At 59.0% G+C, this 14,539-nt stretch carries 10 protein-coding genes; 3 read left to right on the top strand and 7 right to left on the bottom strand.

The genetic code is table 11. The features are described 5' to 3' along the window. Positions 1-43 precede the first annotated feature (43 nt). Positions 44-5,065 carry an NEL-type E3 ubiquitin ligase domain-containing protein gene (locus ACKLNA_RS11740; RefSeq protein ID WP_408985951.1) on the top strand — a complete coding sequence of 1,674 codons (5,022 nt, stop codon included), beginning with the start codon at positions 44-46 and terminating at the stop codon, positions 5,063-5,065. 54 nt (positions 5,066-5,119) lie between these two features. On the opposite strand, the gene ACKLNA_RS11735 is transcribed toward ACKLNA_RS11740, so the two are convergent. From ACKLNA_RS11735 to ACKLNA_RS11705, 7 genes are all read right to left on the bottom strand, one after another. Beyond that, entirely contained in the window at positions 5,120-6,373 is a 1,254-nt protein-coding gene (locus ACKLNA_RS11735; RefSeq protein ID WP_408985950.1) for a hypothetical protein, read from the bottom strand. A gap of 44 nt (positions 6,374-6,417) precedes the next feature. Beyond that, on the bottom strand, positions 6,418-6,921 hold the full coding sequence (locus ACKLNA_RS11730) for a CS1 type fimbrial major subunit (RefSeq protein ID WP_408985949.1): 504 nt from the start codon (positions 6,919-6,921) through the stop codon (positions 6,418-6,420). 108 nt (positions 6,922-7,029) lie between these two features. Next, complete coding sequence (locus ACKLNA_RS11725; protein WP_408985948.1) at positions 7,030-7,530, bottom strand: fimbrial assembly protein; 501 nt, start codon at positions 7,528-7,530, stop codon at positions 7,030-7,032. 15 nt (positions 7,531-7,545) lie between these two features. Continuing rightward, positions 7,546-8,289, bottom strand: a complete 744-nt coding sequence (locus ACKLNA_RS11720; protein WP_408985947.1) for a molecular chaperone — start codon at positions 8,287-8,289, stop codon at positions 7,546-7,548. Positions 8,290-8,332: 43 nt separating this feature from the next. Beyond that, positions 8,333-9,550 carry a hypothetical protein gene (locus ACKLNA_RS11715; protein ID WP_408985946.1) on the bottom strand — a complete coding sequence of 406 codons (1,218 nt, stop codon included), beginning with the start codon at positions 9,548-9,550 and terminating at the stop codon, positions 8,333-8,335. A gap of 4 nt (positions 9,551-9,554) precedes the next feature. Continuing rightward, on the bottom strand, positions 9,555-12,077 hold the full coding sequence (locus ACKLNA_RS11710) for a TcfC E-set like domain-containing protein (RefSeq protein ID WP_408985945.1): 2,523 nt from the start codon (positions 12,075-12,077) through the stop codon (positions 9,555-9,557). A gap of 102 nt (positions 12,078-12,179) precedes the next feature. Next, on the bottom strand, positions 12,180-12,671 hold the full coding sequence (locus ACKLNA_RS11705; protein WP_408985944.1) for a CS1 type fimbrial major subunit: 492 nt from the start codon (positions 12,669-12,671) through the stop codon (positions 12,180-12,182). A 502-nt stretch (positions 12,672-13,173) separates the two neighbouring features. On the opposite strand from ACKLNA_RS11705, the gene ACKLNA_RS11700 reads away from it, so the two are divergent. Both ACKLNA_RS11700 and ACKLNA_RS11695 read left to right on the top strand, forming a co-directional pair. Further along, positions 13,174-13,749: a PadR family transcriptional regulator gene (locus tag ACKLNA_RS11700; protein ID WP_408985943.1), complete on the top strand. Its 576-nt coding sequence runs from the start codon at positions 13,174-13,176 to the stop codon at positions 13,747-13,749. Further along, entirely contained in the window at positions 13,746-14,531 is a 786-nt protein-coding gene (locus ACKLNA_RS11695) for a siderophore-interacting protein (RefSeq protein ID WP_408985942.1), read from the top strand. The genes ACKLNA_RS11700 and ACKLNA_RS11695 overlap by 4 nt, the downstream gene beginning before the upstream one ends. The last annotated feature ends 8 nt before the right edge of the window (positions 14,532-14,539 follow it).

Here is a 14,539-nt window from a genome sequence, read left to right as displayed (position 1 = left end):
GAACGTTAGGCTGAAGCTTCCTGACTTATTCAAGGCTGTACCCATGACTGCAACAACTGAATACAAAGGGCAACATTACGAATTAATCAAATCGCGGATCGATCCGGTATTTACCGCTATGAAACCGCACCACGGCGAAGCGTTGAAAAAGATCAAACCTCACCGTGAATCGTGGATGACGCCGCAACTGGCCCGAGTCAATAAAAACGCTTGGGCAGCCCGCAACGGTGCCGACAAGGCACTGGACCGACTGAAAGATATTCACTCGTTTGCCGCACCACTGCTGAAAGCCCGTTTGCGGGAAAGAACCGGCATCGACGTCGATATCGAGAATACGTTTCTGATGCTGTACCGCGACGCCAGATCGCCCTGGTACGTGATAAAAATATTCAGTGGTTCAACCACAAGAAAAGTGTCATTGCTCGAAGCCGCGTTAAACAACTTTTCCTGTGACGAAACTTACGCGTCGAACTGCGCGTTTCTCGTCAAAAGAGAACATGTAAGCGAACAGTACGATATTTCGCCACTTGATCGAATGATGACCATTGCCCAATTCCAGACCCTGTGTCGGGAACTGGATATCGGCAGGCTCTATCAAGCCCACCTCCAGGAAATGCTGCTGAGCGACGAACCAGTGGCGCGCAGCTACGTGCAGTCACAGGTTGTACAGAGTCACAAGGCCACGCTGCAGGCAGCCGCGCATATGGCGTTGGCGAAAGAAGAGATCAGCCGCGAAGGTTTTCAACTGATTCGAGCCCTGCTCGACGGTCGCATGGCGCTCAAGCTTGGCCAGCAGACGATGCAGGCCTGCGAGCTGAACATCATGGATCTGAAGATGACCGGTATCCTGATCCTGCGTCCCGATCCCGCTCAGCCGCAGCACTCCTCGCGGGTCATCGTCTACGTCCCCCACGACCCCGAACATCCGTTGAAGGAATACGACTCCCACCTCGCCTTTCTCAAGGAACTGTCTCGTCAGTTGCAGAGGAACGAAACCCTGGCCTCCACTGGTGGCAATTACTGGCAGTTCTTCAGTCAGTTCGTCGATCACCATGAGCGCGGGCACTTCTTCGCCGATCTCAAACAGCGTCTGACGCATGTGAAATGGTATCCACACGAACGCGGAGACTCGCGTCCGTCCTGGCGCGAAACACCGACCAGCAATCCCAACCTGCAATACGGCGCAACAGCCATCACCGGGGCATTGTGGGAATCACTCTATCAGCGCCAGCTCGACAAGATTCTCAACGATGCACGCAACATCGCCGTGCCTACCGCCGATGCAGACAAGAGTGCTCGCGCGGACTGGTGGGCGAACGTCTTCAAGGTTGCCCAGGACATCCTGAACGTGGCGGTGATGGTGGCTGCGCCCTTTGTACCTGTCGTCGGCCTTGCGATGCTGGGCTACACCGCCTGGCAATTGACCAATGAAGTCATCGAAGGTGTGGTGGATCTGACACTGGCCCATTGGGAGGAGGCCGCGGAGCATGTGGTGGGGGTGGTCAACAATGTTCTGCAACTGGCGGCTTTTGCCACTGGCGGCGTCATCGCCAAGCCGTTGTTGCTGAAGTTGTCTCCCTTGATTGAAAACATGAAAGCGGTGCGTTCGTTCGATGGCGGCACGCGCTTGTGGCACCCGGATCTCAAACCCTACGAGCAGTCGCAACTGAGGCTGCCGGGTGGCTCAAAACCAGATGCTCTGGGCCTGCATCAACATGCAGGCAAGACTGTTCTGCCGCTGGAGGGCAGGCACTATGCGGTCAGGTTCGACCGCAACAGCGGCGACTACCGTGTCGAGCACCCTTCCCGATCGCAGGCTTATTCACCACGACTGCAGCACAACGGTCGGGGGGCCTGGACTCACGAGGCGGAGTCCCCCCATGAGTGGGAAGGCCCGCGCCTGATGCGTCGAATAGGCCACTCGGTCGATGGTTTGAGTGACACCGAACTGGAGCGGATACGCCAAATCAGTGGCACGCCGGTCGACTCGCTGCGCCGGATGCATGTGGAAAACACCCCGCCACCGCCGTTGCTGGACGATACGCTCACCCGCTTCAAGACCCGGCAGGAAACCCAAAACTTCGGTGAACTCATACGTACCGGACAGCCGCTCCCGCCAGAATCGCACTGGTTTGACCGGGCAGTCCCTGACATGCCGGGCTGGCCTGCCGACAAGGCTCTGAAGGTCTGGCAAAACAACGATCTGACCGGTGCCCACAGGCAATACGGAAATCCCCGGGCTTCTGACGCTCAGACACTATCCATCGGCGTTGCCGATGTAATGGACAACAAACTCCCTGAACGGCTGGTGGACTTTTTCGATGACGCCGACATGCGATCCCTGCTTGGCGGGGACTACCCGAAAGCCCGACGAGCGCAAATCCTGCGCAACCGCCTGGCCGATATCGTGCGAACCCGGGAACCCGAAATCTTCGATTATCACTACCGCTTCAAGAATCGCACTGTCGATACGCTGGCCCAGATAGTCCAGCGCCGGTTCCCGCGTTTGTCCGCACGGCTTGCCGAATCGGTGGCCAGCGAGGCGACAGCTGCCGAACACAGCATCATGACCGAGAAGCAACGCATCCCGTTGCGCCTGAAGAGTCAGGCTCGTGAAATCGAATTCGAGGTTCTGGCAACCCGGGCCAACGAGGGCTTACAGGATCCGGCTTTGTTCACTCCCGACACCGCACGGCTCGCCCTCAATACCTTGAGGGTTTACACCGACGTCTTTGGAAACTTGCGCATCGAAGTGCGAGAGGGCACACATGACGGCCCGTTGCGGTGCAGCGCCGGCCCAGAGGATGCCGCCACGGTACACAGGCTGATCAGAAATGAGCACGGCCGCTATGAAGTGCATGACCACGCTGACAACAGGCTTCTGGGCGCCAGCGATTTCTATGAGGCCCTTCTGTCGGCCATCCCCGAAGCCAGGCGCAGGGCATTGGGTTACCGCACAGGTCAAGGGAGAATGCTCAGGCAATGGGTGATGGCGTTGACCGAGACGCCAGCCGAGCGCCGGATCGTGCTGGCGCGACCGCCCATCCGCCCGTTCGTGCCGCTGGAAACCGAGTTGTTGTTGCGAGGCCCCTCGCAGTCCAAGGCACCGCTGACCGTGGAAGAAAAGGTCAGAAATCTCTACCCGCATTTCAGCGAAACAGAAGTGACGGCGTTCACCCGGTCATTGCACTCCACGGGTGATGCACACTGGAAAATCGCGCGGCTTGAAGGTGAACTCAAGACGTTGAAGGAAAAACTGGAAACCTGGAGACAGAGCTTCCTGAGCAGTTGGGATGCAGACGGTCCCGACGCCAACCTGCCCCGTGCCTATCATGACTATCAGCACAGAGGCGGGCGCTTCATCGCTGACCGTCTGCTGGAGTGTTTCGAACGCCGATCCGAAGTGTTCCAGGAACGCAGCACCAGCCTTGAAAGCGGATATGCACTGGACTTGTCGAAAGAGATGCTGCCCCATAACCTTCAACACTGGTGGGACCAGTTGCCCGACGGCCTCAAACCCTGGCTCGATCAGATCACGACACTGAACCTGGACGGCCAGGGATTTTCTTCGGCCGCCAACGGACTGTTGAAGGATTTCCCTCAACTGCGTCAACTGAGCGCCAGATACTGCGATCTCAAAACCCTGCCGGCCAGCATCGGTCAGATGCAGCGTCTGGAAACCCTGCGTCTGAGCAACAACCAGCTGCAACTGACACCCACCAATGCGCAGCAGTTGAACTCGCTGGCACGCCTGGAAATCCTGAGACTGGACAACAACCCCGTCAGCATGCCCCTGTCGGTCGGGCGTATGCCGAGATTGCGGATCCTGAGCCTGATCAATACCCAGATTGACGCATGGCCCCTGGGCCTGTTCGATGTTCCCCGCCCACGAGGGTTCTTTCTTGATCTGGGCAACAATCCGCTCAGGTATATCCCCGAAGTACAGCCCGGCTCCGATGAGGCTTACCTGATCGCCCGTACGCGCGTTCATCTGGAGCAACTCGCCAGACGGGCCCGCTCCACTTATGAGCAATACAGAAGATCAGTGGGCCTTCGTCCTTCGCAAAGCTACGCGACCGTTGCCGAAGACTTGCTTGAGCAATGGCCGCTGTCCGTAGACACCAACCTGGCCGATGAAACGCCCGGCATCGGTGCTTTTCGCCCGGAAGCGTGGCACGAACTGGCAAGCGAACCCGGCTCCGATGGATTTTTTCAGGTGCTGCAGGGTCTGACCCGTTCTGCTGATTACGAGCAGGGTGGCGAGGCGCGGGATCAGTTGACCGACCGCGTCTGGCGCATGATCGACGCCATGGACATCGACACCCGGCTGCGCGAAGAGCTGTTCCTGATGTCGACCGATCCCGAAGGTTGCGAAGATGCCGGGGCCCAGTTGTTCAACAGCATGGGAATACGCGTACTGGAGTCGGAGGCACGCACTTTTTCCAGTTCTCCCGAAGAACTTGAACGCCGATTGGTGATACTGGCCAAAGGTGCTGCACGACTCAGACAGGTCAATGAGATTGCCCGGGCCGACATCGCGGCACGACAAGGCAACCCCGACGAAGTGGAAGTGCATCTGGCTTATGAGACCGGGCTGGCCAGACGCCTTGAACTGCCCTGGCAGTCCGAGGCCATGAGATTCCGTATGGTCGCCGGGGTCAGTGATGAAACCATTGATGCCGCCTACAACAGGATTATCGACGAGGAAGCCGGTGACAGGCTGGTAAAGCAGATGCTCGATCAGCCATTCTGGGATCGCTATCTGCGGGAAACCTGGTCCGGAGAACTTGCGGCCAATACCCGCCTGTTTCAGGATAAGGCCAATCTACTGATCGACCTGCAGGCCGCTCAGGAAAGCTGGGTCGAGTCGGCCGACCGTTCTCCGTCACTCAGGCAGACACTCGCCGAACTGGCGCGCCGATTGTCCATACCGGACGCCGTTGTCTTCACACCGGAAAAGATGAGCCAGAAGACCTTCGACGAGTTGCTGGAGAACCTGGGCAAGCAGGAGAAAGCCTTGAACATAAGGCTGACACGCGAGGCGATGTCACGCGCAGGCATTTGACCCCTTGAACGGCATCCTGAAGACAATCCCTCCAGGTTGTCTTCAGGACCTGTGCTACACGTCCGAATCCCAGATCACCGTGACATTGCCGGCGTAACGCCTGGCTTGACCAGGCTGCAGCATCTGTTCGACGTACTCCCGGGGTATTTCGAAATGCAACGTGCCCGCCGTCCGGTCCAGAAACCGGTCCGGTTGAAAGCCCGGAGCATTCGGGCTGGAGGTCAACGGCCGACGGCGCACCGGCCGGCCTGCATCGTCGGTGATACTGTCGGGCAGGCTGACGCTCACGAACACCTGAGCATCGGCCCCGCCGCCCTCCGTGCCCCGTATCCCGCAGGACTGCGCGCCGCCGTGCTGGCATTCGATAAACATCTTGAAGCGCGACGACGACGAAATGTTGAAGGTCTGATCGCGGAACAATCGCACCGGTTTGCGCCCCTGTTGCAGCCAGGTCTGCCAGCCACCTTGCGGCACCAGTACCACCTTGTTGCCGCCGGGGGGAATGTCGACCTTGAGCACATGCTGCACATCCAGTACGAACCTGAAGGTCACGGCCGAATTGTCCGGCAACAGATTGTCGCCGGTGTCGATGTCCATGCCCGGCCCGACACCGTAGGCCAACTGACCGGTGTACAGGCCGGCGGACATCTTCAACGGGTCCGGCATGCGCAATTCGTAGCCCACGTCCAGATAGCCATAGGACATCCAGGGAATCATGAACGCGGCCCGTTTGGCGCAGACGCCTTCGGCCGGCGTCTTCCAGAAGAAACGGAAAAAGTCAGGCCCGTGAGACGGCATCGCCCCGGGCCGGCAAGGCAACGGCGCAACGCCCCAACTGGTGCCCCACAGTTTGTGGTGCGCCTGTTGGTCGTCGGTTTCGCCGGTCAGGTTGGCCGCCGTGTCGCTCAGCACGTACTGGGAACCGAATCCGCCAATGCGCATTTCCACCGTCGCCGATTCACCCGTGAACACATTGGTCACCACCAGACTGTGCCACTGTGCGGGCATGCTGAACATCGCACCGTTGCGTTCGGACGCCCCCGGTTCGACCGCCTGAACCGAGGCGAAACGCAACGGAAGTCTGACACCGGACAACGGTTTGCAATCGCTGGGGTAAGTACCGCAGTAGCCGCTCTGAGGCGTCTGGTTGATGAAGGTGTTGGTCTGTGGATTGGCCGGATCGGGAATGTAGACCGCACGAATTTCCTGCGTCACCGCCAATGCCGCTGATGACATCAGCCCTGCGCACACACCGCACCACCCTTTTGCCTGATTGAACCTGTTGATCTTGCGCAACCCTGAAACCATTACCAGCTCCTTGCTCAGCAATCGGTCTGTTGTACTTCAAGCGCTCAGCCCGCCGGGGCCGCCACGTTGAAAATGATGTTGACGCTGCCGTAGTAATCGCCCGGTTTGTACCCGTCCGGGTGGACCCGTGGTTCGATTTCCAGTTGCACCCGTTTACCCGCCACCGCCTCCTCGCGGGACACGACCTGACGCGGCACCGGATGATTGCTCAGTTCCGTGCCGTTAAAGGCAACGCGCAGGCTGATGTCGTCCCGTGAGTCCTGGCCGCTGGACAGAATGGCGAAGCTTTCGAGACGGGCTTCGATGGCACTGCTGTCGGTGCGTACATCGAAGTTCTTGCGCAAGCCACCCAGCGTTGAAGTCGTCAGGTTCCAGGGCAATGTCTGCTGAAGGTGAATCCAGTCCCCCTCAGTCGGGATCACGTAAAACTCCAGGGTCGGAATATCCACAGAAACTTCAAAGATGTGTTTCTCCTGCGCCGCAAATACACCTCCCGTCATTGGTGTCGAGAAGCCGATGGTCACGGCAATGACCGCTTGCTTGAACATGTCACTTCCTTTTGCGTGGATAGAAACCGCCTCCCTGGCGGCACCCTTGACTGGCGATAATCGTGATTTTTGCTCCACAATCGAATACGGATCGCGTGCCGCCGCCAGTCACTCGCCAGGAGCACGAGCGTTGAACAGCACCAAAACATTGCCGAAATAATCGCCCGCCTTGTAACCGCCTGCAGGAACGATCGGGTCTATCTCCAGCAGAACACGTTTGCCGGTTGCGGCCTCCTCTTTTGACAGCACCTGACGAAATGCCGGATGGGCGCTCAGCTCGACATTGTTGAAGCGCACACGCAGGTCGATGTTTTCACCGAATCTGCCTGTCGACAGGTAAGGCGCACTTTCCAGGCGTGCCTCGATGGCGCTGGTGTCATGCCGCACATCGAAGTTCTTGCTGATGCCGCCAAGGGTCGAAGCCGGGGAGTTCCATAGCAGGACCTGTGGCTGGTGGATCCAGTCCGGCTCCGACGGCAGGATATAAAAGGATCGGCTGGGGATCGTCAGCGTGACTTCAAATTGCAGCGTTTCCCGCGCGGCCCAGGCCGTAGCACCGGTCAATGCGCTGATTACCGCCAGTACAGCGGCCACACAATGCTTGTTCATGGTTTTTCCCGTGAGTCAGCGACTGACAACCTTGAGATCCTTCTTGCGCTCGCCTTCGACGAGCTTGAAGCGGTATTCGCGGCCTTTTTCCTTGTCGAAACCGAACGTGCGGCCGGCCATGACGTGGTGTTTGACGGTCGCACCGCAATCGGTCTCCTTGTCCAGCGAGCAGCTCTTGAACTCGTCGACCACCACCACCGTGTTGCCGTTGTTGCGTACTTCGTACCGACTGCCGGTGTCATTGAGGACGGTGTCGTAACGGGCATCTTTCGGCCGTACGAAAAACACCGTGCCGAATCCGGTCATCACATTGACGCCGGCCGAAAGGGTCTTCTTGTAATCTTCACGTTCTTCGTTGGAGACCACGAAGTCGTCCTCCTTCTCCGGTACCACCGGCACGAAGCGCACCCGGAAATAGCGCTCACGGTCGCGCTCGCCCATGTACAGCAAGCGCGTGCCCTGCATCCCCTGGGCCGGGATGATCAGCCGTGCGGGGCTGGCCATCAGGCCGTTGCGCGACGCCCCGTCAGCGGCATTGGTGACCGGTATTTCCCTGGACTGACCGTCGCTGCCGTAAACGATTTCCAGCACGTTGACCTTGACGAACGCGGTACTGTCCCCGCTGTTGAACACCCGTTTCAGGTAGGTGCTCTTCTCACCATCCAGATAGTCGTACACCGTTCCCACATTGATCTGCGGCCCGGCGCTGGCCGTTGTCCAGAACACCGCGCACAGCAACAGCAAAAACAGACGTGTCATTGTTTCAACCTCATGAAAATCGAAATGGCCCCTGGTCGGGTGCTCATACTTCCGAATCGAAAATGATCGTGGCGATGCCCATCAGGGTGCCGTTCATGCCGGGCCTGAGAAAACCCATGTTTTGAGGGGGAATGAAGAAGCGCAGCATTCCCTGTTTGCGGTCGATGTAACGGCTGGGTTCGAACGGACCGATCCACAGGTTATGGGTCAGCGTGCCGAACCAACCGTCGTGATTGCCGGGGCCGACAATGCCCGGTGGCATCGTGAGCCGTACCCGAAAGTCGGAATAGCCCACCTGGTTATTACCGATGGCACAGTCCGAATCGCCCAGAGAGTTGCATTGCAGCATCACCTTGAATCGCGAAGACGAGGACAGGAAAAACGGCTGATCACGAAAGATCTCGGTGGGCCGTTGACCACCATCGATCCAGCGTTGCCAACCTCCCGCCGGCTCGAGCGCAACCTTGTTGCCACCAGGTGGAAGATCGACTTTCAGCGTGTGCTGCACATCCAGCACGAAGTCCAGGGTCAGGTTGCTGTCATCTGGCACCATCATCGGCCCCATCTGGAAATCACCGGTGGGACCGAGTGTGTAGGACAGCGATCCGGTGTACAGCCCGGAGGACATACTCAGAGGCTTGGGTGTGCGCAGCTCATAGGCAAAATCGAGGGTGTCGAAGGACATCGACGGAATCCGGTACGCGGCCACTTTTGTGCACCACGCCTCCTGGGGCGCTTTCCAGAAGAACCGATACGTTCTAGATGTGTAGAATCCGACCCCGCTGTTTTGGCAGGGGGCCGGCGCATTAGCCCAACTGCTACTGCTCCAGAGTCTTTGGTGTCCTTCGAGTATGTCAGTCACTCCGACCAGGTTCGCCGCAGAGTCGCTCAGGATGAAATTCGAACCAATACCGGTGATTCTTACTTCCACTGTTTGCGACTCGCCCGTATCACGATTGACAACGGTCAACCGCCGCCAGTTGGCCGGCACCTTCAACATCATTGCGTCCCCGGGAGCACCGGGAATGATCGGGCGCGTGGAGTCAAAACGCACCGGCAACTGAATGCTGAACATGTTGTCAGCGCATTGAGCCGGATCGATCGTGCAATAGCCGCTGTTCGGCGTTTTGTTGACGAACACATTTTTGTTCGGCTTCGAAGAGTCCGGCTGGAACAACGCCCGGATTTCCTGATTGACCGCTTCGGCTGATGGCAGGCTCAGCGCCGCCAACAGGCCCAGCCAGTACGGAGTTTTTTTCATGGTCTCAACCCGCCTTCTGTTCGGTGGATGCGAGATCGGCCAGGGTATCCGGCGTGCAGCGCAGGTCGCCGATCATCAGCACGTTGTTTTCGCTGCGATGCTCTTTCTCGTTGAGGCGGAACTGGCACAGCAGGTTGTTATCGCGGCGTACTTCGAGGGTTGGCGAGCCGGCGTTCATTTCCATCGAGAAGAACCCGTCGACTTCGGTGACTCCGCGACTGGCGTGGTTGATCACGTGATGCCCCTTGAGTGGACGCCCCTGCTCATCGAGCAGACGGCCAAGAACGGTGAGGGTTTTCATCACCCGGATATGTCGGTAATCCACGCCCCCCTTGTTCAGGTGATAGCGGGTCCGGGCCGGGGCGATGGTCGCGGCGGGCACATGGTTGCCCTCGAAGTCGAAGCTCACGGAGCTGTTCTGGTACGCAGTCAGCGGAATGAAATTGCGCCCCGGCTTCAACGCCGCTCCGCCACCACTGAGGTCATCGGCCCGCAGGACGATCCCGTCGATGTCCGACTCCACGTCGACGATCATGCCGGCTCCGCGCATCTCGTACTCGCTGGTCATCAACATTTTTTCCCCGCCCATCACCAGCGTGCTGTCGAGGTTCAGGCCACCGGTGAACTTGTTGTTGTAGGACGAACGCTGAACGAAACCATCGCCATTGACCGTGTCGGTGCGGAAATTGGCCAGGCTCGACAGGCCCATGCCGTAGGTGTCGCTCAACGCGGTGACCGAGACGTTTTGCAGCACGTGATCCTTGAAGTCCTTGCGCCAGCCGAGCGAGGCATTGTTGTCGCGACCGCCGTCACGATCGGTGCGAGAGCCAATGCTGCCGGTCAGTTGCTGGCCCGGCGCGCCGATGGCCAGGTTCAGGCTCAGGTCGACGCCCCGGCTGCGGTCATTACCACTGCTGAAACTGCCGGGGCGATCGAACAGTGACAGGCGCCAGTTGGCATCATTGCCGAACAGCTCGGCACGCCGGCTCCAGCCTAGATCCACACCGACGCCCTCGACGTTACCTTCGCTATGGGAAACCCGGGCGTTGAGGGAATTGCGCTGATCGACCCGATGGTTGATCGCCAGCGACGAGTTACTGGTCTGGCCGACGAACACGTTGCGCTGCCGTACACGGGTGCCGTCCGGCAGGGTGTCGTAAAGATCCGTGGTATCCAGCCAGCTGCGGGTGTGACTGAGGACCAGACTGCCGGCGCCGTAGTTGTAGAGGCTTTGCAGGTCCAGTCCGGTGCCGTAATCCCGGGTCTGGTAGACGTTGGCATACAGGCTGAGGTGATTGGCCAGGGTCCAGTCGATGGACGTGCCGTATTGCAGTGTTTCCCGGATCTGGCGTGCCGACAGCCCGAGAATCACCCGCGGATGCGCCAGGTAGTTGATCGACGCGCCCGCCGTAGGGCTGCCGCTGGCCTGCTGGTCCCAATTGCTGAGCAGTTTGCTTTCTTCACCGGCGAACAGGTTGTAGCGCCAGCGCTCGTCGAGGTTGCGCCAGTTATTGGGTTTGTAGACCAGTTCCTGAGTGGTGGAGGTGATCTGACCGTCTTCGATCAGCCGCACTTCCACTTCATAGATGCCGCCGGGCAGCGGCCGGGTGTCCAGGGTCTGCAACCCGGCGGGCACCGACTGGGTATTGATCAGCAGGCCGTCGCGATAGATTTCCACTGAACCCTGACGGTTGGCGGTGACATAAATCGGGTAGACGCTGGGCATCGCATTGTTGATGGCCAGACTGTCGGAGCTGCCGTACATCACACCGACCGCCGTGTCGGGGCTGGTACCGAATGTACGCGGCTGACGGGTCAGGCCTTCGGAATTGGGGGTGAAATAGCCCAGGCGAAAGAAGCTGCCTTGCAACTCGCGCTGGGTGTAAAGCTCATGCACGGCGTGGTACAGCTTGTCGTCGGGGCCGCCCATGCGTGCCACTTGCATGTTGAACGTCTGGCTCCAGTTGCCCAGGCTGCCGCTGGCTTCCAGGCCATAGCGCCCGCCCAGGTCCTGATCCTGGCCGCCATTGAGATTGAGCTGGTTGCGTACCATCAGACCGCTGCTGCCACCTTCGGGCTGCTCGTGGAAACGTTTGGCCTCCAGATCACGTTCGGCGTTACGGGTGAGGATCGAGACCAGGGAGTTTTCCAGGTTGTAATGCACCGCCAGCAGTTGATCCGGGCACGAACCGCTGCAATCGCCCAGCGCCACGCCGGCCTTGAGGTAACCGGCCCATTTCTCCCGCTCGGCAGGGCCGTAGCGGTTCTCGCTGGTATCGGTGAACTCAAGCAAGGTGATGCGATCATCACGCGACAGCACCACCAGGGCTTCGCCCAGAGGCTGCTGGTCAAGTTCGATCCGCACCGCCAGAGGCACATCGAAGAAGTGCTCCTCGAAATCCGCCGGCAAACCTTTGGCCTGCGCCAGCAGGCTGCGAGGTGTCGTACCCGCAGGAGCAGGGGCCGCCATCGCACCGGCGCAAAACAGCAGCGCAAGCGCGACCGCGATGGGTGTCATCGGGAACATGAACTCTTACTCTGATTTCGAACAAGTTGGAGACCGGCGGGACAGTGGGGAATGGATGTCCCGCCGGAAAACGCTATACGCCAGTCGACATGAATCGTCCGATCAAGGCGTGATGACTGGAGGTACGGCGTCGAAGGTCATGGCGACAGTACCGGTGTAATCACCCGGATTGAATGTAGTGCCCTTGGCCGTGATTTTCAGCGGTGCGCGGTAGTTCACGTCGGACTCGGACTCACCCACGACCATTTGCGGAGTCTGGGTCAGAACTTTGTTATTGAAGGATACTTCCAGCGGGATGGTGTCACTTCCGTAGATCAATTGCGGAACACTTTCCAGACTGGCGTGAACCGAACCGTTGTTGTTGCGTACATCGAAGAAACCGTTGATCTCACGCATCTTGCCGGTGCTTGGCTGGAAGCTCATGTCCTGGTCCTTGTTGACCAGGTCCGAGTCGGTCGGCACCACGTAGAAACCGTTGGTCGGCACGTGAGCGATGAGGCTGATGGAGTGGCGGGCCTCACCGGCAGCGAAGGTCACGGAGGAGCTCAGGGCCAGGGCGGCGAGAGAAGCGGTGATTGCGATTTTCTTGAACATCGATCAGTACCTGTTTTCTTTTAAGGAATCGAAACATTGAAGTTCCTGTCACTCCGGCCGATAAGACCTGAAGCACAGAAGTTCAACGCCGGGGCATGATCGACTCTCGAACAACGAATGTAAGCAGGCAACTTCCCACGAACTTGTAGCTCAACGCCCTCAAAACTCGAAAGAAAAAACATCGAAAAACAAAAATACTTGAAACCAACTGTAAGCTATACCCTACATACAGTTTCGGATAAAAATCATTACAGCACTTCTGGCTTTGCGCAGCCGCACTTTCATTTATTTTTAGAATATAAGCTCAACTATTAATAGAGTGATAGCTTTAACTTCATGGTTATTCCTGAATGACTGATCAATTCCAAAGAACTCATTGAAAAACCTGCGTTCGTGTTCCCCGACCACTCGTCAGCTGCCATTTCCTCCCGGGAAAAAAGGCCTTGCCCAGTCGCAAAGATATATCTTAAGTTGTATCTAAACACGACGAGAGAAGACTGAAATGAGAGACCATCATTCCCCCCACCGCGACCACGGCGACAGCCGGGACGGCTTCGAAAAACGTCACGGCCGCGAGCGCGGCGGTCGCGGCCCACGGGTCTTTGCCCCGGGCGATCTGAAATTGCTTTTGCTGGCGCTGATCGCCGAGCAGCCGTGCCATGGCTACGACCTGATCCGCCAGATCGAAACCATGTTCGATGGCGCCTACAGTCCCAGCCCCGGCGTGATCTACCCGACCCTGACGTTTCTCGAAGAAAGCGAAATGATCACCGGCGACGCCGAGGGCGGCAAAAAGCGCTACGCGGTCACCGATGCCGGTCGCCAATCGCTGAGCGAACAGGCCGTGGCCCTCGACGGCGTGCGTATGCGTATCGATGTCAGTAAGCGCTCGTTGCGCGGCCACGACCGGCCGCCGGAAATTCATGAAGCGGTGCATAACCTGCGTCATGCGCTGCAAATGCACCATGGGCGCTGGAGCCCGGAAGAAATCCTGCGCGTTCGCGAGCTGCTCAACGACACCGCCAAAGCCATCGTCGACGGCCCCGCCGTTCAACCTGCTCCGGAGAAAGCCGAATGACTGAAGTCCAGACCCAAGGCATCCACCGTGTGATGCACGAAATCAAACGTCGCCGACTGGAAGTGCTGCGGGTGGTCGACCTGACCCCGCGCATGCGCCGCATCACCCTCGGCGGGCCGGAACTGGCCGGGTTCGTCAGCCTCGGCACCGATGACCACGTCAAACTGCTGTTCCCGCAGAACGCCGAGCAGGCCGCCGCGCTGGAAACCCTGGTGCTCGGCGCCGGCAAAAACGACGTGCCGATGCCCGAGATGCGCGACTACACCCCGCGTCGCTACGATCTCGACAAGCTGGAACTGGACATCGACTTCGTCCTGCACGGCGACGGCCCTGCCTCGACCTGGGCCGAACAGGCCAAGCCCGGGCAGTTCCTGCACATCGGCGGCCCGCGCGGCTCGATGATCGTGCCGGACATCTTCGACAGCTACCTGCTGATCGGCGACGAAACCGCCCTGCCCGCCATCGCCCGCCGCCTGGAAGGCCTCGCGGCCAATCGCAAGGCGCTGGTGGTGGTCGAAGTGGAAAACGGCAAGGAGCAGCAAGCGCTGGAAAGCGCGGCGCAGGTCAATGTGATCTGGGTGTTGCGCGGCGCCAACAAGGACAGCCTGCTGACCACCGTGAAGCAGTTGCAGGTGCCCAAGGGCAATCTGTATGCGTGGGTGGCGACCGAGACCAAGGTTTCTAGGCAGATCCGCCGGGTGCTGCTCGATGAGCATGGGCTGGACGAGCAGTTCGTCAAAGCCGTCGGTTACTGGCGCGCCGAAGGCTCCGAAGAAGAGTGAATACGAGC

Source organism: Pseudomonas sp. UV AK001, from assembly GCF_046097675.1.
Lineage (GTDB): Bacteria > Pseudomonadota > Gammaproteobacteria > Pseudomonadales > Pseudomonadaceae > Aquipseudomonas > Aquipseudomonas kribbensis.
This window is presented reverse-complemented; position numbering and strand designations above follow the sequence as displayed.

Excerpts from the sequence above, each read along its gene's own strand:
- ACKLNA_RS11740 (WP_408985951.1), top strand. The coding sequence starts at position 44 with ATGACTGCAACAACTGAATACAAAGGGCAACATTACGAATTAATCAAA.
- ACKLNA_RS11735 (WP_408985950.1), bottom strand. The coding sequence starts at position 6,373 with ATGGTTTCAGGGTTGCGCAAGATCAACAGGTTCAATCAGGCAAAAGGG.
- ACKLNA_RS11730 (WP_408985949.1), bottom strand. The coding sequence starts at position 6,921 with ATGTTCAAGCAAGCGGTCATTGCCGTGACCATCGGCTTCTCGACACCA.
- ACKLNA_RS11725 (WP_408985948.1), bottom strand. The coding sequence starts at position 7,530 with ATGAACAAGCATTGTGTGGCCGCTGTACTGGCGGTAATCAGCGCATTG.
- ACKLNA_RS11720 (WP_408985947.1), bottom strand. The coding sequence starts at position 8,289 with ATGACACGTCTGTTTTTGCTGTTGCTGTGCGCGGTGTTCTGGACAACG.
- ACKLNA_RS11715 (WP_408985946.1), bottom strand. The coding sequence starts at position 9,550 with ATGAAAAAAACTCCGTACTGGCTGGGCCTGTTGGCGGCGCTGAGCCTG.
- ACKLNA_RS11710 (WP_408985945.1), bottom strand. The coding sequence starts at position 12,077 with ATGTTCCCGATGACACCCATCGCGGTCGCGCTTGCGCTGCTGTTTTGC.
- ACKLNA_RS11705 (WP_408985944.1), bottom strand. The coding sequence starts at position 12,671 with ATGTTCAAGAAAATCGCAATCACCGCTTCTCTCGCCGCCCTGGCCCTG.
- ACKLNA_RS11700 (WP_408985943.1), top strand. The coding sequence starts at position 13,174 with ATGAGAGACCATCATTCCCCCCACCGCGACCACGGCGACAGCCGGGAC.
- ACKLNA_RS11695 (WP_408985942.1), top strand. The coding sequence starts at position 13,746 with ATGACTGAAGTCCAGACCCAAGGCATCCACCGTGTGATGCACGAAATC.